The 19,188-nt window shown below is 64.1% G+C and carries 7 protein-coding genes and 1 pseudogene; 6 read left to right on the top strand and 2 right to left on the bottom strand.

Annotated features, from left to right (window positions below):
• Positions 1-82: 82 nt before the first annotated feature.
• Both QP415_RS03310 and QP415_RS03305 read left to right on the top strand, forming a co-directional pair.
• Positions 83-400 (top strand): YbjQ family protein, encoded by a 318-nt coding sequence (locus QP415_RS03310; RefSeq protein ID WP_016460102.1) that lies wholly within the window; start codon positions 83-85, stop codon positions 398-400.
• 313 nt (positions 401-713) lie between these two features.
• Positions 714-7,226: a leucine-rich repeat protein gene (locus QP415_RS03305; RefSeq protein ID WP_285098665.1), complete on the top strand. Its 6,513-nt coding sequence runs from the start codon at positions 714-716 to the stop codon at positions 7,224-7,226.
• A gap of 104 nt (positions 7,227-7,330) precedes the next feature.
• On the opposite strand, the gene QP415_RS03300 is transcribed toward QP415_RS03305, so the two are convergent.
• Both QP415_RS03300 and QP415_RS03295 read right to left on the bottom strand, forming a co-directional pair.
• Complete coding sequence (locus QP415_RS03300) at positions 7,331-7,630, bottom strand: transposase (protein WP_016460100.1); 300 nt, start codon at positions 7,628-7,630, stop codon at positions 7,331-7,333.
• Positions 7,560-8,347: pseudogene (locus tag QP415_RS03295) on the bottom strand (IS256 family transposase). The gene QP415_RS03300 and the pseudogene QP415_RS03295 overlap by 71 nt, the downstream one beginning before the upstream one ends.
• 162 nt (positions 8,348-8,509) lie before the next feature.
• Between QP415_RS03295 and QP415_RS03290 the strand changes: the two are divergent.
• The 4 genes from QP415_RS03290 to QP415_RS03275 all read left to right on the top strand — a co-directional run bounded on the left by QP415_RS03290 (position 8,510) and on the right by QP415_RS03275 (position 19,044).
• Positions 8,510-9,019, top strand: a complete 510-nt coding sequence (locus QP415_RS03290; protein ID WP_285098662.1) for an integrase core domain-containing protein — start codon at positions 8,510-8,512, stop codon at positions 9,017-9,019.
• A 253-nt stretch (positions 9,020-9,272) separates the two neighbouring features.
• Entirely contained in the window at positions 9,273-12,704 is a 3,432-nt protein-coding gene (locus QP415_RS03285; RefSeq protein WP_285098661.1) for a S8 family serine peptidase, read from the top strand.
• 187 nt (positions 12,705-12,891) lie between these two features.
• Positions 12,892-15,909 carry a leucine-rich repeat protein gene (locus QP415_RS03280; protein WP_285098660.1) on the top strand — a complete coding sequence of 1,006 codons (3,018 nt, stop codon included), beginning with the start codon at positions 12,892-12,894 and terminating at the stop codon, positions 15,907-15,909.
• Between the two features lie 519 nt (positions 15,910-16,428).
• Entirely contained in the window at positions 16,429-19,044 is a 2,616-nt protein-coding gene (locus tag QP415_RS03275; RefSeq protein WP_285098659.1) for a leucine-rich repeat protein, read from the top strand.
• Positions 19,045-19,188: the final 144 nt, after the last annotated feature.

Below are 19,188 nucleotides of genomic sequence, written 5' to 3'. Positions count from 1 at the left end.
TTCGTGCGCGAGCGGACCTACTAGCCTCCGCGCGGGATGGCGGGTAATGTTGATCCGTTACCCCCGCATGAAGGAGTGAATGATGCTTGTTGTGACGACCCCGACCGTTGAGGGTGTACCGATTAAGCGCTACATCGGCATGGTGTCGGGCGAGACCATCGCCGGTGTGAACGTTTTCAAGGACTTCGGCGCGAGCCTGTCCAACGTGTTCGGTGGCCGCGCCTCCCAGTACGAGGAAGAGATCGGCAACGCCTCCGCGACCGCCGTCAACGAAATGTGTGCACGCGCGCAGTCCATGGGCGCGAACGCGGTGGTCGGCGTCAAGGTCGACTACTTTACGGCCGGCACCGACAACGGCATGCTTGCCGCCATCGCGACGGGCACTGCCGTCATCCTCTGATCTCATCACGCGCCGCAGCACGCGCAACTGACAACCCGCCAGGAGGGGATCCGGACCCCGCGTCCGCACCCTCCTCGGCGGGTTTGTCGTTTCCTGCCGCGACCAGCGCGATTTAAGGGCGACTATTGTAACTAAGGTGATACTAAGAGAAATAGTTTACGGCGGATAAATGTCCACGTAAAGCCCTTGACGGATGCTGAGAAGAAAACCGGGTGGGGCTTTTCAGTAAGGGTAGGGAACCCTACCCTAGACGCTGGGTTATGCCGTATCCACGGCCATGCCCTGACCCAGTTGTCAACCAAGTGAGCCATAGATGTCCCATCGCACAACCTCGGCATTGGTGCTGCTAACCGCGGGCACCCTTGCCATGACCGCCGTGACCACCCCGGCGGCTTTCGCGGCCAACAGCCCCGAGGAAAGCCAGTCGGGCACCCCCGCCCCCGCCTCGTCCGTCGACGCCCAGTCCGGCACCCCGCAGTCGGGAGCTGCCGACGAGGCCGGGGCCCCGAACCCGACCGCCACCCCCGAGACCGTCCCCGCCGACGACACCCCGACGACGATCATCGTCCAGCTCGAGGACGGCTCAGTCGGAATCCCGTGGTACCAGCGGGTCTTCGGCCTGTCGTCCTCAACCAAGCACGAGACGGTCAAGGACCGCATCGAAACCTCGGTCGAGGCAGTGGTCCCCGGTGCGGACATCACCGATGTGCGCGACTACACGCACGCACTGGACGGTTTCGCGATCCAAGCCCCGGCCTCGTCCCTGGACGCCATCAAGGCGACCGAGGGCGTCAAGGCCGCGTTCATTGAGCGCCACCACAAGCCCATGGTCGTCGAGGGGGACGCGGGCGCGCTGGGTTCCGAGGCCGTGGATCCCGCCCTGCAAAACGCCTCCTCCCTGGAGATGACGCGCGCGAACCAGACCACCCAGAAGGGGGATCATCAGGTCGTCGAGGTCATCGACACGGGCATCGAGGCCACCCACCAAGCGTTCTCCGGCTCCATGGATGGCGTCGACGTGCGCCTGAGCCAGGGGGACGTCGAGGCCCTTGTCGGCAAGCTGCCGCACGGCAAGACCGGTGCCTACCTCAACAACAAGATCCCCTTCGTCTTCGACTACGCGGATAACGACGCGGACGTGCTGCCCAAGTCCAGCAAGGACCTGTCGCACGGCACCCACGTCGCTGCGATCGCCGCCGCCAACGCGGCCGACCTGCAGGGCACCGCGCCCCACGCGCAGATCATCGTCGCTAAGGTCGCCTCCGACAAGGATGGATCGATCCCCGACAACACTGTCCTGGCGGCCCTTGACGACGCGGTCGTCATTAAGCCCGACTCGATCAACCTCTCCCTCGGCGAGGACGCGGGTATGGGCACCGAGGCCGGAACCATGTACGCGGAGGTCTACAAGAACCTCGCTGCCGCCGGCGTGACCGTCAACGCCGCCGCGGGTAACTCCTACTCCAGCGCATACTCCAACTACAGCGGCAAGAACAAGCCGTTTGCTACCGACCCCGACGCCGGCACGGTCTCCGAGCCCGGGTCCTACGCCTCGACCCTGGCCGTCGCCTCGGTCAACAACCAGGACGCCCTGCCCTACCTGACGGTGGGCGACCGCCAGGTCGTCTACCGCAAGTCGCGCGGCCTCAAGGACGCCGTCGTGCCGAGCCTCCTCGACATCCCCGAGGCCACCTACACCCTCGTCTACGCGGGCATCGGTGACGCGGCCGCACTCGAGAAGCTCGTCGCCGAGCACCCCGGCGACCTGTCGAAGGTCATCGTCCTCGAAGACCGCGGCGGCTCCGACAGTGCGACGGGCGCGGACATGACCCACGAGGCCAAGGTCAAGGGACTCACCCAGCTGACCTCCAAGCCCGCCGCCCTCATCATCGGCGACTCCGAGGTGGTCGAAAACCCCTACGTGGCGACCATTGAAACCACCCACACGATGCCGACCGTGACCATCACGAAGAAGGAGAAGGACGCGCTCATCGAGGCCATCAAGGCCAGCGAGTCCGGCTCCATCACGATCTCCAATCCGCACGCGGGCCTGAAGCTCGCCTCGACCAACCCGTCGGTCTCCGACTTCACCTCGTGGGGTGTCACGCCCGATCTCAAGCTCAAGCCGGAGATCGCGGCCCCCGGCGGCAACATCGTCGCGGCTGTCCTCGGCAACACGTACCGGTCCATGTCGGGCACGTCCATGGCGACCCCGCAGGTCGCGGGCATTGCCACCCTCGTGCGCCAGCGTGTCAACAACGACCCGGTATTCGCTGCCCTGTCGGAGGCGGACAAGGCAGCGATCGTCACCACCCTCATGATGGGCACCGCCCACCCGCTGCTCGACATCGACCAGAACGACGGCACCTACTACTCGCCGCGCCGCGTGGGCGCCGGCCAGGTGGACGCCCTCGCAGCCACGACCACGACCGTCTACCCGAGCGTCGCGGGCGCGGAAAACCCGTGGCGTCCCAAGGCCGACCTGGGCGAGGGCACGAACGGGTGGACCTTCCAGGTGACCCTGACGAACATCTCCGACGCCGACCACACCTACACGCTGGGCGGCCAGGCGCTCTCCGAGATCGTCGAGGGGGGCCTCTTCACTGAGCACTCCAAGAACTGGGCGGGGCAGGGCATCGACCTGACCTACTCCGCTGACTCGGTGACCGTGCCCGCCAAGGGCACCGCGACCGTGACCGTCACCGTGACCCCGCAGGGCGCCTTCACCTCGTACGCGAATGAGAATGCTCCCAAGGGCACGTTCATCGACGGCGCCGTGACCTTCACAAGTGCCGACGGTCAGCCCGACCTGACCGTCCCCTACATGGGCTTCTACGGCTCCTGGGGTGCGCCTGCCGTCTTCGATGGCAAGTGGTACGACGGCACGACGAGCACCGCGCACGCCTGCTCCTCGACCCTCATCAACCCCGCGACCGAGGTGCCCCTGGGCGCCCTGAACCCGCTCGCCGGACAGGAACTCGACGACGTGCGCGCGGTCGACCCCGCGTACTTCATCATGTCGCGCTCCGCGCTGCCCGAGGCCCCCTCACGCATCCTGCCGCGCACCTGCCTGCTGCGTAACTCGCCGAAGGTGACCTACACCTACACGAACGAGGCCGGCGAGGTCGTGCGCGAGTACACATTCGAGCGCGCCCGCAAGTCGCTGTTCAACTACCACGCCAGCAAGGTCGAGCCCATTGAAAGCCAGGAGGGCAACAACCCGGTCTTCGACGGCTTCGACAAGGATGGCAAGGAGCTGCCCGCGGGCCGCTACAAGCTGACGATCGACGCGGCCTCGGTCGCGCCCTCGAGCGTTGCCTCGCAGCTGACCTGGGACTTCACCCTGGACACCCAGGCGCCCGTCATCTCCAACCTGACGGTGACCGGCGAGGGTGACGAGCGCGTTGTGTCCTTCGACGTCACCGACAACTCGCCGCTGGCCGGCATCGCTTTCTCCGAGTCCCCGACCTCGCGTCGCTACTACGACGAGAAGGAGGCCGTGGGCGCGAACCGTCAGGCCGACGGCACCTACGCCAAGCACTACGAGATCAAGTGGGCTGACCTCATCGACCGCGCGGACTCCTCCGACCCGGCGACCGCCTACCTGTTCGCGTGGGACTGGGGTAAGAACCAGGCCCGCCAGGTGATCCGCTTTAGCACGATCCCGATGACCTCCCTGGCCCTCACCCCGCAGGACTCCGAGGTCGTCGCGGGCGAGACGGTCACGCTGAGTCCCTCTTACGAGCCGGCGAACGCGAACGTCACCGACCTCGTGTGGACGTCCTCGAACGAGGCCGTGGCCACCGTGAACGAAAACGGTGAGGTCCGCACCCTGGCCGCCGGCGAGGCGACCATCACCGCGACTGACGCGTCCCAGCCGACCCTGTCGGCCAGCGCTCGGATCCGCGTGCGCACGATCTCAGAGGACGCGGGCATCGAGCTCGCCGACGCCCAGGTGAACGTCAAGGTGGGCGAGACCGCCCCCGTGAAGGCCTACCTGGCGCCCTCGCTGAAGGACCGAACGGTGACGTGGAGCGTGGAGCCGGCCGACCTGGCAACGGTCGCCGCCGACACAGACACGCGCAAGGCGACCCTGACCGCCGGCGATCACGCGGGTTCGGGCACGCTGACCGCGACCGTCACCACCGAAGCCGGCGTGGCCAAGACCGCGTCCATCCCCGTGACGGTGCGCGCCGCCGACGCCGACGACTTCGACATCAATGAGGACGGCGTCCTCATCGCCTACAAGGGATCGGCCACAGACGTCACCCTGCCGGACACCGTGACCTCCATCGGCGAGCGTGCCTTTGCGAGCTCCACCGTGGAGTCCGTGACGGTCCCCGCCTCGGTGCGCTCGATCGGCCTGGAGGCCTTCATCTACAGCTCGCTGAAGAAGATCACCTTCGTCGACGACGAGGCCCACCCTGCCCAGCTGACCACGATCGCCGACCGCGCGTTCGCCAACACGAGCCTGGAGGCCATCGAGCTGCCGCGTTCCGTGGTGACGATGGGCGTGGAGGTCTTCGACTACAACTCGGCGCTCACCACGATCAAGCTGGGCTCCAACGTCGCCGCCGACTCGGTAACCTCGGGCTACGCTGAGACCACCGCGCTGACCAGCGTCGAGGTCGACCCCGTGAACCCGAACTACGAGAGTGTTGACGGAGTCCTGTACTCCAAGGACCACTCGCGCCTGATCCTGTACCCGGCCGCCAAGAATCCCGGCGGCGCGTACAAGGTCCTGGACGGAGTCGCGACGATCGCGCCCAAGGCCTTCCAGAAGGCTGGCATCACCTCCGTGACCCTGCCCGACAGCCTGCGCGATATCAAGGACGAGGCCTTCCGCCTCTCCGCGCTCACCGCGGTCACCCTGCCCGAGAAGTTCGAGACGGTCGGCACCTGCGCCTTCTGCTCCGCCGACAAGCTCGCGAGCATCGACCTGGGCGGCACGATCTCCCTGGGGGGCAGCGCGTTTGAGTCCACGAGCGCCAAGGCCGGCGTCAACTTCCGGCCCGAGCTTGGCCGCCTGACCACGATCGGCGACTTCGCGTTTAGCCGCACGGCACAGTCCTCGGTGTCCCTGCCGGACTCCGTGACCACGGTCGGCGAGCAGGCATTCTCGGAGAGCACGGCCCTGACCTCGTTCCACATCGGAGCGGGCGTCACCTCCTTCGCCGAGACCGCCCTGTACAACGACCGCAAGATCGCGACGCTGACCGTTGCGGATGACAACCCGGTGTACTCGGCTGAGCACAACGTCCTGTACCGCAAGGCGGATGATGGCCTGCACCTGATGCTGTCCCCGGCCGCCAACACGCTCACCGACTACACGGTGCGCGCGGGCACGGTCGAGATCGGCGCGACTGCATTCGCCAACAACAAGACGCTGACCCGCGTCGTCCTGCCCGAGGGCCTCAAGGTCATCGGCGACGACGCCTTCGCGGGCACCACGGCCCTCACCGAGCTCATCATCCCGGAGTCGGTCGAGCGCTCGAGTGGTGTCACCGGAAACTCCCTGGAGCTTGTCGAGTACGGCTCCAAGGTGACCTCGATCCGCATGGAAGGCAGCTGGGTTCCCATGCCTCGCCGCATCGTCGTGCGTGGCGGTGTGGACGGCTCCTTCGTGTACGACGGTCGCCCGACGAACGGACGCCGCCAGAGCGCCTACTTCGGCGAGGGTATGACCCGCGTGTCCTTCGGTGTGGACGTCCCGCGCGTCCTCGTCCTGCCCTCCACGCTCACCCGACTCGACCTCGAGCCTGAGCTGAGCGACGAGAAGAAGGACGACACCCACGTCTACGTCGCCGCAGCCGAGGGAGAGCCGGCGTGGAATGTCGCCAAGGATGCGCTCGAGTCGGCCGGCATCGATGCATCGCACCTGCACACCTACACGGGCGCGTCCATGACCCTGGCGGGTACCAACATTAACGAGGCCGGGGGAAGCTACACGTACACGGGCGAGGTCGGTGCGTCGGTCGACGTGACCGCGACGGTCGCCGGTGGCATCGCCGGCACGCAGCAGGTGCGCGCCGTGCAGATCGGCGTGGACGGCACTGAGACGCTCGTGCGCGACTGGACGACGGTAACGGACGGCGGGGACCGAGCTGCGGCCTCCTCCGTGACCTTCCCGTGGACCCCGTCCGCCGCGGACGTGAGCCTGCGCGTCCAGGTGCGCGACGCCTCGTACCTGACGAGCAGCCTCATGATCAAGCTCCCGGGTACCCCGGACCCGACGCCCGCGCCCTCGCCGGATCCGACTCCGGCGCCTGAGCCGACGCCCGCGCCTGAGCCGACGCCGGACCCGTCTCCTGCTCCTACCCCGCAGGGAGGCCAGTGGATCAGTGACTCTGTTGGCTGGTGGTACCGCTATGCGGATGGCACCTATCCGGCGAACAAGACGGTACAGCTCGGAGGCTCCACCTATCGCTTTGGCGCGGATGGCTACATGCACACCGGCTGGGCGAGTGAGAATGGCGCGTGGTACTTCCACAATCCGTCTGGCGCTCAGGCGAGCGGCTGGATCAAAGACGGTTCCGCGTGGTACTACCTGGACCCGGCGACCGGACAGATGGCCAGTGGTTGGCTACTTGATGGTCCGACCTGGTACTACCTGACGCCGGGAAGCGGCGCGATGGCGACCGGCTGGGTCAAGGACGGCTCCTCCTGGTACTTCATGGCCCCCAGCGGTGCGCTGACGACCGGTTGGCTGAAGGATGGCGGCTCCTGGTACTACCTGAGCACTGACTCGGGCGCGATGTATACCGGTGGTCATTGGATTGGCTGGAAGTGGTACTACTTCAACGAGTCTGGACAGTGGAACGGCTGATAGAGCTGCGAGACTGCTCGCCCGCGCCCCCGGAGAATCTCCGGGGGCGCGGGCGCATATTCTCCGAGCTCAGTGCGAGCCTGTCAATTGTTCTGTGTATGGGGTTAGAGGTAGGGGGTGATTCGGTCGGGGTAGGCGGTGGTGAGTTGGGTGAGGGCTTGTTTCCAGTTGGTGGTGGTGTGTCCTTGGATGAGGCGTGTGGGGGCTGTTCGTTTGTTGGCGGGTTTTCCTGCGTCTGTGAGGCGCTGGGCAGCTCGTTTGTCTTCGATGTCGCAGATGGCGAGCCGCAAGAGTTTGACGGCGGCTTCTTCGCTGGGGAAATGCCCGCGATTCTTAGTGATTTTGCGCAGCTGGTAGTTCAAGGACTCGATAGCGTTGGTGGTGTACACGACGCGGCGCGCCATGGGCGGGAACGCTAAGAACGGCGTGAAACGCTGCCAGGCGCGCTTCAATGGCTTCGAGCAGACCAGCCAATCCGTCGAAGCACACGATCAGGACATCGCGCACGCCCCGGTTGGCCAGCTCGGCGCACACGTGGGCCCATAAAGCCGCGCCTTCATCGGCTTGGACCCAGATGCCCAGCACGTGCTTGACGCCCTCCATGTCCACTCCGACCGCCAGGTGAGCGGCCCGGTTCTCCACCGTGTGATCGCTTCGGATTTTGATGCGGATCGTGTCCAGGTAGATCACCGGGTAGAACGCTTCTAAGGGGCGGTGCTGTCACTCCAAGACAGCGTCGCACACCGCCTCAGTGATCGTGGAAATCGTTGCGGCACTGACCTCCACGCCGATGGTCGAAGCCAGGTGATGGCGGATATCGCGTACCGTCATCCCCCCGGCGTACAAGCTGATAATCATTGAATCCAAGCCATCGAGGCGCCGCTGTCCTTTGCGTACCAGGCGCGGGGTGAATGAGCCTGCCCGGTCCCGGGGACCTCGATCTTGAAGGCTCCCACCTCCGACATCACGGTCTTCTTCGTCGTGCCGTTCCTCGTGTTCGAGCGCGCCTGCGCGCTGGTCTGGCCCTTCTCATACCCCAAATGCTCAGAAAGCTCAGCAGCCAACCCGCACTCCAACGCCTCCTTGAGCAACGCGGGCAACAATCCCTGGCTGCCCGTCATCTCGACCTCGCCAGCATCAAGACGTTCAAACAACGCATCCAACGCCCCCGAGCGACGCAGGTCCTCCATAGCCTCACGCCCACTAGCGCGAGCCACAACAACATCATCATTCATCATGCATCAATCCTTTCAAACAAAAGACGGATACACAGACAATTAAACATGCCCCGCGATGCGCACTCGCGTAGAGTGCTCGGATACGCCATGGGTGAGCAGCAAAGCACCGACCTGGTCATCACCGCGCTCGACATGGCCGCTACCACCCGTGGTGGCTTCCCCCGTGGGGTCGTGCTCCACGCTGATCGGGGAACACAGTTCACCTCCCAGAAGCTAGCCGACTACATGCGCGCCGTCCACGGGACCGTGTCGATGGGGCAGGCCGGAGTGTGCTGGGATAACGCCATGGCCGAATCCTTTTGGGCCACCCTCAAAACCGAGTACTACTACCGGCGCGCCTTCACCACCCGCGACCAGGTCTACACCGGGGTCGTCACCTGGATCGAAGACTTCTACAACCGCCGCCGCATCCACACCAGCCTCGGCGGCAAATCCCCATCGAATACGAACTACACCAAGCGGCCTGGAGAACAGCCGCACATACAAACCGTCAACAACTTGCACACAGGCCCAGTGATACGGCTTTCTCCTCCTCCCCCAACAGGCCCTATTTAATACATTTGGTCAAACTTGTGGCAAGTCCTTGACAGTGGCCCGATGGAGTGACCGGGTAGATCTCCATCATGCTGGCGTGGGATTCAACAAGGTGATGCAGTATGCGACAAATGGGCGCGAGAACTGTTTGGCGGACGGTGTGAGAAATTCGCGACAACTATCCTGCAATGGGTGATCAGGGCTTACTCTAAAAGCAGGAGAGCTGCGCCTATGCGCTCCCTATTGAACCAGCTGTTAAGGAAGTGAGTTGCAGATGTGTCATCGGCGTTTGTCGGCGCTAGCGTTAGTCGCTACTGGCGCCCTCGCTATCACTACCATGAGCGTGACGCCCTCGTTTGCGGCCGATACGGACAGCGCCGAGGCTTCTGCGCCCGGTGTGGCCGTAGCAGATGAGGCGACCAGCATCATCGTCCAGCTTGCGCCGGACGCTGTTGGCGGCGACCGGGCGGGCGCGTACAGGGACGTCAAGCAGCGCATCGCGCGCTCCGTCAGCCAGGTATCACCGGGCAGCACCATCGGGGACGTGCGGGATTACCACCACGCCCTGGACGGCTTCGCGATCACTGCTCCCGCGTCTGCCCTCGGGGCCATCAAGAGCGTGCAGGGCGTCAAGGACGCGTTCTTCGACGGGCAGCGTGAGCCGGTCTTCTATCCCGAAATGTCAGGGGATGGCGGCGTGGCAGTTGCCGATCCGGCGAAGGAAACTCGCTCCGATCAGGTAGCTGGTCGGGGACGTGGGCGCGTCATCGAAGTCATTGACGCGAGTTTCGATACCTCACACGAGGCCTTCGCCGGCATGATGGACACCGCAGAGCTGCGCCTACCGAAGAACAAGATGGAGTCCCTCACCTCCCAGCTGGATGCCGGTCAAGGCGGCGCATGGGTCAGTGACAAGATTCCTTTCGTCTACGACTATGCGGACCGTGACACGAACCCATACATCGGCTATGGCTATGGTCCGCAAGACTTTACGGTGCACGCTCATGGCACTCGCATGGCGGCGCTCGCGGCAGCCAACGGAGCGACCTATCAGGGGAGTGCGCCCGATGCGCAGCTCATCCTCGCCAAGGTTCTCTCTAATAGCACTTGGACCGTGCGTGACAGTGACCTGTTGGCGGCCCTCGATGATGCGATGGTTTTGAAGCCGGACACGGTCTGCGTGTCCTTCATGGCGAATCGTGATCTCGACGGTGAAGCGTCGGCACTGTACGACGACGTCTTTGCCCGGCTTTCCGGCGCGGGTATCACGGTTGACGCGCCAGTGGGAGACAGCGGGCGAGCCGAGTGGCGCACGGGCGTGCGTGACTTGGGTGCAATCGGTGCACCCGCTTCCTACTCCTCTGTACTCGCCGTGGCTGCCGTCGGCGGATCCACGCTGCAGGGGACAGATGGCCTCGCGCCGTGGAGTTCCTCCTCGTGGGGTCCAGGCCCTGACATGAGGCTCAAGCCCGAGATCGCCGCGCCCGGCGGCAACGTCAACGCTGCCATCCCCGGCAATGACTATCGACGGATGCCGGGTACCGGCGAGGCGTCGGCTCAAGTTGCCGGTGTCGCTGCCCTCGTGCGTCAGCGCATGGCGACCGATCCGATGTTCGCGGGGCTGAGCGACGAGGACAAGTCCGCGTTGGTTCCCAGCTTCCTGATGGGGACCGCGCGCCCGATCGTCGATACGTCTGCAGCGGATGGCGCCTTCTGGTCCCCGCGCTGGGTCGGCGCAGGCATGGTGGACGCGCAGGCAGCCACGACCTCGTCGGTGTACCCGCGCGTTGTGGGTGCCTCGGACCCGTCGCGACCGAAGGCTGAGCTGGGCGAGAGCGCCAGCGGGTGGACCTTCCAGGTGCAGTTGACCAATCTGTCCGACACTGCCCACACATACACGCTGGGCGGACAGGCGCTCTCTGAAAACGTGACAGGTTCGCTCTATGCGAAGCATTCGACGAACTGGGCCGGCAGGGGAATCGACCTGACCTTCTCTGCAGACACGGTCACCGTGCCCGCGGCGTCGAGTGCGACCGTGGCCGTCAGCGTGAACCCGACGCCGCAGTTCGCCTCGATCGTCTCTGAGAAGACGCCCAAGGGCACGTTCATTGACGGCGCGGTGACCTTCGTGAGCACGGATGGGCAACCCGACCTGACGGTCCCGTACCTGGGTTACTACGGTTCGGCGGATGAGACTCCGATCTTCGACAGTCCCGTATACGGCGAGGGAATGATCGGCACGTCCACGATGGCTTTCCACGGGCTGACCCTCGGGCAGTTGAACCCGTTCGACGTCGAAGAAGCTGCGGCGATCAGCACGAATGATCGTCATCTCTACATCGTCTCGCGGTCGACGGAAGAAAACGCCCGGACGTACGCGACACCGGCGACGGTCCTGCTGCGCGACGTCATGTCGTTGACCTACACCTATCGGAACGAGGCCGGCGACGTCGTGCGCTCATACACCTACGGGGGAGCGCCCAAGAGTCGGAATGTCTCGAATGGACGCTACTCCGAGGTTAGCACCGCGGAAGCTGCGTTCGGTAGTCAACCGCTTTTTGATGGATACGACGAGCAAGGGCGTGCGCTGGCCGACGGACGCTATACGCTCACGATCGAAGGCACGACCGGCGGTGCCTCGCCTCGTACCGAGCGCCTCACCCATGTGGTAACGCTGGACACGGCGCCGCCCGTCATTTCCAACGTGAAGATATCGGGCGAAGGAGATGAGCGTACGCTCTCCTTCGACGCCACCGATTCCTCGCCTATCGCCGCGTACGGCTTCTCGTGGAGCGCGGACGGCGAGCCTTTCATGCGCGAGAAGTTCTACGGTTCGGACGAACGCGGGGACGATGGACGGCACGGCGGCCACTTCGAGGTGCCACTGTCTCAGATTGCCGAGCGTTCGGGTGGCGATCCTGCGACCGTGTACCTGCAGGTGTGGGACTGGCCGGTGAACAAGGGGACGGTGAAGGTGGATCTGAAGCCCGTTCCCATGACGTCGCTCGCGCTCTCGCAGACTGGCGCGACCCTGTCCGTCGGGGAGAGCGTCGGGCTGAGCGCCACCCATGAGCCCGCGGATGCGAGCGTGACCGATGTGGTGTGGTCCTCGTCGAACGAGGCCGTGGCCACGGTCAGTCAGGACGGCACCGTGACAGCGGTGGGCGCGGGGGATGCGACGGTGACCGTCTACGACCCGACGCAGCCCTCGCTCGTATCGGCGAGCGCCACGATCCACGTCAGTGCCCCGGCCCCTGCGCACAAGGCGGGCGTCTGGAAACGCAACGGTCGAGGCTGGTGGTACCGATACGAGGACGGTTCCTACCCCTCGGGAGAGGCTGTCGTCATCGACGGGAATGTGTACCGTTTCGATGCTTCGGGCTACATGCGTACCGGCTGGGTGCTCGACGGTGGGCAATGGTACTACCACGCGGCTTCCGGGGCGCAGACCAGCGGCTGGCTGCTCTCCGGTGTGCACTGGTATTACTTGAGCCCGCAAACTGGCGTCATGGCCATGGGATGGGTGAAAGTTGGGGCCACCTGGTACTACCTGTCGCCCGCAAACGGCGCGATGGCGACGGGCTGGCTCAAGGAGGGCGGGCACTGGTACTACCTGAATCGCCCCTCCGGTGCGATGACAACGGGCTGGCTGCGCATCTGGGGTACCTGGTACCACTTTGCTGATAATGGTCAGCTGATCGCGTAGTCAGCGACTGAGATGGCTGATCCTGCCCCGCGCCCCCGGACACTGCGTCCGGGGGCGCGGGGCAATTTCCACGAAAACAACCAAAAGACTTACGGAGGAATCTTTGGCGTCCTATTGTGAGAGAGTGGCCGCATAGTCGCGGTTCACGCCCATCCTTGACCCACGTGTAGCACAAGGGGAGACAACGATGTCCCAACGAACATTGAAGGCGCTGGCGCTCGCCGCGGCCGGTGCTCTAGCTTTTACCATTGTCGGTGTCCCGGCGGCCAATGGTGCCGCTATTGAAGACGACGATCCGGTCGGTCACCGCACAGCGGAATGCAAGATCCCATTTGATCCGGACTTCTATCCGTCTTTGCAGCTATGGCCACACAGCACGGCATTGGCCCCGGGCCAGAGCGTCGCTGTCGAGCCCCTCGGTCATGAGAACCCACGTCAGAATTCCGACTTTCTCACCTGGGAGTCTGCGAACGAGTCCGTGGCGACCGTGGATGCGAACGGTGTCGTTACCGCCCTCACCCCGGGCGATGCGCAGGTAACCGCGATCTACGACGGGGCCCATGACGTAACAGACACTGTTCACATCCAGGTCCGTTCCGTATCCGAGGAGACTGGGATCGAGCTGCCGGAATCCACGTTGACGGTCGCAGGGGGCCGCAAACTGCTCGTCAACGCGCTTTTAGCCCCTTCACTTCAAGGGAGTCACGTGTCTTGGGCACTTGACTCTTCCTCGGTGGGGACGCTGACCACCGAGGAGGACCGGCCGACCGCCACTCTGTATGCCCCTCGTGGGCCGGCGAGCGCGACGCTGACTGCTAGCGTCACGACCCCCGCAGGTGAGGTCAAAGTCGCCTCGGCCGTGATTGACGTGCGTCCCTCTTCGGCCGACGACTTCGTGATTTCGGGCGGCGTCCTCACTGCCTACACGGGTGAGGCGACGGACATTGCGATCCCTGACGGCGTGACCGTGATCGGCAAAGAAGCCTTCAAGAAGAAGGACGTCGAACACGTCTGGGTTCCCGCAAGCGTTCAGGAGGTGAGAGAACGCGCATTCAGCGGTTCCGAACTGAAGACGATCACTTTCCAGGACGACGATGAACATCCATCCCAGCTGAGGCGCATCGAGTACAGGGCATTCGATTTTACGGGGGTTGAGGACCTCGTGCTGCCTCGCTCGGTCGAGCAGCTCCAACAGGGCGCGTTTTACGGCATGGGGTTGCTGAACTCCCTTCATGTTGGGCCCAAAGTTGAAATGGGTTCGCTGAGCGTTAGTTTTGACATGTTCTGGTGTCTGTCCCACCTGGAGGTGGATGCGGATAATCCGAACTACGAGACTGTCAACGGCGTCCTCTACACGAAGGACCATAAGCACTTAGTTTTTTTCCCGAGACGCTTGGACATCGGTAGCTCCTACGAGGTCCTGGATGGGACCGAGAAAATAGACGATTATGCGCTTTCGTACACGAATCTCACCTCTATCACGCTGCCTTCCACGGTGCGTATTCTTGGCGAGTCGAGCCTGGCAGGAAACAGGTTGCTTACGAGCATCAACCTGCCCGATGGCTTGACAACCATTGAAAACACGGCGTTTGAGGGCTGTACCAAGTTGAGTCACATTGTCATCCCCGACTCTCTGCAGGTCGCCAACGGCTTTCATGATGTGGGGGTACAGACCCTTGTGTTTGGGCAGCAGATCAAGGAAATCCAGATATACGATTTGCTTGTGCGACAGGTTCCTCGCCTCGTCGTACGAGGCGGTGTCGATGGCTCATTTGTGCACACTGGGCCAGCAGATGGCAAGCGCGGAGAGAGTGCCTTCTTCGGTGAGGGAATGACGAGTATTTCCTATTTGGGTATCGCCCCGCGCTTCATCATCCTCCCGGCAAGCCTCACGACTTTTGACCTCAGTGGCTACGAGAACCAGGAATTCCGAGACGACACGCACGTCTATGTGGCGGGAACCGAAGGATCTCACGCGTGGTCAGTTGCAAAGGCCGCAATGGTAGCTTCGGGTTACGACACGTCGCAGTTGCACTCCTTCGCTCCTGCGTCTCTGACGCTGTCTGGTTCAGGTATTGCCGAGGCGGGGGCAAACTACGCCATGAGGCCACCGTCGGGCGCGCCTGCGACCGTGACAGCTACCGTGGCGGGCGGTGTTCCGAGCGGACGACAGGTGCGTGTCGTGCAGATCGGTACGGACGGCGCTGAGTCTGTCCTTCAGGACTGGACCGACATGCCTGAGAGTCAGAATGCGGATACTGCCTCGATGGATGTGACGGTGACGCCAGCCGTGACAGATGTTCACCTGCGCATTGACGCGCGTGACGCCTCGTACCTGGTGGCTTCGGCGAACCTAACGATGGGCGCGGTTCCGACTCCTGCACCTGAGCCGACGCCAGACCCGGCTCCGACTCCTGCGCCCGAGCCGACTGTGGATCCGGTTCCGACTCCTGCGCCCGAGCCGACTGTGGATCCGGTTCCGACTCCTGCGCCCGAACCGACGCCAGACCCGGCTCCGAGTGTGGATCCGACGCCTGTTCCGACCCCGGCTCCGACTCCGGATCCGACTCCTGCGCCCACGCCGCAGGGTGGGGCGTGGATCAGTGATTCGGTCGGCTGGTGGTATCGCTATGCGGATGGTTCGTACCCGGCTGGTGTGTCGGTGCAGATTGGTGACTCGGTCTATCGTTTTGACGCTCGCGGGTATATGCGTACTGGTTGGGTGAGTGAGGACGGTGCATGGTTCTACCATCATGCGTCGGGTGCTCAGGCAAGTGGCTGGGTGAAGGATGGCTCGTCCTGGTATTACCTGGATCCGGCGTCGGGTCGGATGGCCACGGGTTGGTTGCTCGATGGTTCGACGTGGTATTACCTGACGTCTAGTGGTGCGATGGCGACCGGCTGGGTCAAGGATGGCTCTACCTGGTACTACCTGGGGTCCAGTGGTGCGATGGCCACGGGTTGGCTGCTCGATGGTTCGACGTGGTATTACTTGATGCCCAGTGGTGCGATGGCGACCGGCTGGGTCAAGGATGGCTCTACCTGGTACTACCTGGGGTCCAGTGGTGCGATGGCGACCGGTTGGCTGATGGATGGTGGTTCCTGGTATTACCTGAGCACTGATTCGGGAGCGATGTACACGGGTGGTCACTGGATTGGCTGGACGTGGTACAACTTCGCCGATTCGGGGCGCCTCCTGAGTTGACAGATAAGGCGCAACACCGAGCTGTGAGACTATGCGCCCGCGCCCCCGGATGACCTCCGGGGGCGCGGGCCTTTTCTCACCCATGCACCAAGCCATCTGGTCGATGGATGTCAGGGGAGTCTGCGCGAGGAAGAGTGGGCAGGGGAGGGACTCGTTCATTGCCTCTTCGACCATTAGGTCGATCCATCGACAAGGGGGACACTTGTATGCGGCTAATCGTTGGACTCTGTCAGCATAATCTGCGCGCCTGGTCGATTTGTCAGATGCGTTGGAAAGATGCTGTAAAACCCTAGATAAATCGGGTGAAATAGTCCCCGTGCCCGGTCCCTGCGTGTTCCCCGATTGCGTGGGTTGATGCAGGGTACTCCATGCAAAGAAGCAATACACTCACCGACACATGGTGAGAAGGTGTGTCTCAGGGGGTATCTGAAAACCCTCCAAAGGGATATGTTTGACACCGGGGATCGTGTTGTGAGCACGGAGCCCACCCTTACCAGCTGTCAATAGAAGGGGTCTCATATGTCCCATCGCAACTCAATTGTGCTGGCGTTTGCGCTCGCCGGCGCCCTGTCCCTGACCGGGGTAGGTGTCCCTGCCGCGCTTGCGGCCGACACGGGCGCATTCGGTCAGGTCAATGCTGCCGCCCCGCTGCGCGCCGATGCCGATGGCTTCACCATCGACGATGGCGTCCTCGTGTCGTACACGGGTAGCGCAACGCAGGTGCGCATCCCCGAGGGGGTGACCGAGATCAGCACGAACGCCTTCAGTGGTGCGCAGCTGACCAGCGTGTGGATCCCCGCGAGCGTGCGCGCAATCGACGACTCTGCTTTCGCGGGCCAGCCGCTGACCCAGGTGACCTTCCAGGATGACGACGCGCACCCCTCGCAGCTGGAGACGATCGGGGACCGCGTCTTCGCCTACACCCCTCTTGAGCGCGTTACCCTGCCTCGATCTGTTAAGACGGCAGGCCTCGAGACCTTCTCCGACATGGAGAAACTGCGCTCCGTCCACGTCGGCCCGAACGTCCAGGCCGACGGCCTGTTCGCAGCATTTGCGCGCACCCCGCTCCTGGAGAGCATCGAGGTTGACGCGGCGAACCAGAACTACCAGAGCCTCGACGGTGTCCTGTACACGAAGGATCTGACGCACCTGGCGACATACCCGCAGGCGAAGAACTCGGGCGGCTCGTACACCGTTGCCGAGGAAACCGCATTCATCGACGAGGGTGCTTTCGCCTCTGCGCAGATCACCTCCGTGACCCTGCCCTCGCATCTGCGTAACGTTGGCAAGGGTGCGTTCGTGGGGGCGCGGATCACGTCCCTGACCCTGCCTGACGCCTTCGAGTCCATGGACGACACGGCTTTCTGGTACATGCCCAAGCTGGAGCGCGTTGACCTGGGTGGCGCCACGATGCTGCCGGATAGTGCCTTCCGCTACGACAAGTCCCTCGCCGAGGTGAATTTCCGTCCCGACCTGAATCGCCTGGCCGAGGTCGGCGACAACGCCTTCGATACCACCGCGCTCACCTCCGCCACACTCCCCGACTCGGTGACCTCGATCGGTAAGGGTGCCTTCTCCAACGACACCGCGCTGACCTCTGTCCACCTGGGCTCGGGCATTGCCACCATCGGAGAATCCGCATTCGTGGACGCGAACAACCTCGCCTCGCTGACCGTGGACCCCGCCAACACGGTGTACTCCGTGGAAGACGGTGCCCTGTACGGCAAGGGCGACGCTGGCCGTACCCTGGTCCTGTACCTGCCCACGAAGACAGACACCGACGTGACGGTTCCCGACGGCACGGTCGCTATCGCCGACACAGCCTTCGCGCACAACACGTCCCTGCGTCGCGTCGTCCTGCCCGAGGGCCTGACGACCATCGGCTACGGTGCTTTCGACGGCGACGCGAACCTCACCGACCTCGTCATCCCCGACTCGGTGACGGTCGCCCGCGGCCTCGTTGGCAACGGCCTGGACACGATCGAGCTGGGTTCGAAGGTCACGGAACTGTGGATGACCCCGCGCGAGAGCGCAGCCCCGCGCCACATCATCGTGCGCGGCGGTAACGACGGCGAGTTCTACTACGAGGGCAAGGCCTCCAACGGGCGCCCCGACAGCGCCTACTTCGGTGAGGGGATGACCCGCTTCACCTTCTGGTTCGACACGCCCCGCGTCCTGGTCCTGCCCTCGACAGTCGAGGAGATCAAGCTCGCCGCCGACATGGACGACGACCTTAAGGCGGGCACCGAGATCTACGTCGCCGCCCCCAAGGGCTCGAAGGCGTGGACGCTCACCGAAACCGCGATGAAGGACGCCGGCTACAACACGGCCAACCTCTTCGAGTACACGACCCCCCAGGTCACGGTCTCGGGCACCGGCATCAACGAGGCCGGGGCCGGGTACACGCTCACCAGCTCGGTGGGCACGCCGACGACCATCAACGTCTCCGCGCAGGGCGGCACCCTGGGCGGACGCGAGATGCGCGTCGTGCAGATCGGCGCCGACGGCACCGAAACGGTCCTCCAGGATTGGGACTCGATGCAGGGCAGCTCGGACGAGAGCGCGTCCACCGACTCCTACACCTGGACCCCGACCAGCGCTGATGTCTCCCTGCGCGTCGACGTGCGTCAGGACCCCCACGCCGTCACCTCGACGACCGTGACCCTCAAGGCCTCGTCTGATACGACGCCCGCCCAGGGCGCATGGGCCTGGGGCGCTCGCGGCTGGTGGTACCGCTACGCGGATGGCACCTACCCGACCAGCACCACCAAGACCATCGACGGCCAGGTGTACCGCTTCGACGCGGATGGCTACATGCGTACCGGCTGGGTCTTCGAGCAGGGCAACTGGTACTACCACACCCTCTCGGGCGCGCAGGCCAGCGGTTGGGTCCTTGATGGCGTCTCCTGGTACTACATGGATCCCGCCACGGGCACCATGGTCACGGGATGGGTCAAGGATGGCGCGCACTGGTACTACCTGAGCCCCGCCAACGGCAAGATGCTGACTGGCTGGGTGAAGGATGGCGACGCCTGGTACTACCTGAAGCCCGGAAGCGGCCAGATGGTGACGGGCCGCGTCTGGATCGGATGGAAGTACTACCGCTTCTCCGACTCGGGCCAGTGGATCCACTAAGCGCCTGACGACAATGCATACCCACGCGTCGCGCCCGCCCTCACCGGACTCGTTCCGGGGGAGCGGGCGCGCCCGCGAGGGGAACACGTGAGGCGCAACCTCTCGCTGCGCCCGCCACATCGTGCGTCCACGGGGATGTGCCGC

The sequence above is a fragment of the Pauljensenia sp. UMB3104 genome (assembly GCF_030217285.1).
Taxonomy (GTDB): Bacteria; Actinomycetota; Actinomycetes; order Actinomycetales; family Actinomycetaceae; genus Pauljensenia.
The sequence above is the reverse complement of the archived record's forward strand: the minus strand, read 5'-3'. Positions and strand labels throughout refer to the sequence as shown.

Bases quoted from the DNA above. Each gene is read 5' to 3' on its own strand.
- QP415_RS03300 (WP_016460100.1), bottom strand. From the start codon at position 7,630: ATGGCGCGCCGCGTCGTGTACACCACCAACGCTATCGAGTCCTTGAAC.
- QP415_RS03310 (WP_016460102.1), top strand. From the start codon at position 83: ATGCTTGTTGTGACGACCCCGACCGTTGAGGGTGTACCGATTAAGCGC.
- QP415_RS03275 (WP_285098659.1), top strand. From the start codon at position 16,429: ATGTCCCATCGCAACTCAATTGTGCTGGCGTTTGCGCTCGCCGGCGCC.
- QP415_RS03305 (WP_285098665.1), top strand. From the start codon at position 714: ATGTCCCATCGCACAACCTCGGCATTGGTGCTGCTAACCGCGGGCACC.
- QP415_RS03280 (WP_285098660.1), top strand. From the start codon at position 12,892: ATGTCCCAACGAACATTGAAGGCGCTGGCGCTCGCCGCGGCCGGTGCT.
- QP415_RS03290 (WP_285098662.1), top strand. From the start codon at position 8,510: ATGCCCCGCGATGCGCACTCGCGTAGAGTGCTCGGATACGCCATGGGT.
- QP415_RS03285 (WP_285098661.1), top strand. From the start codon at position 9,273: ATGTGTCATCGGCGTTTGTCGGCGCTAGCGTTAGTCGCTACTGGCGCC.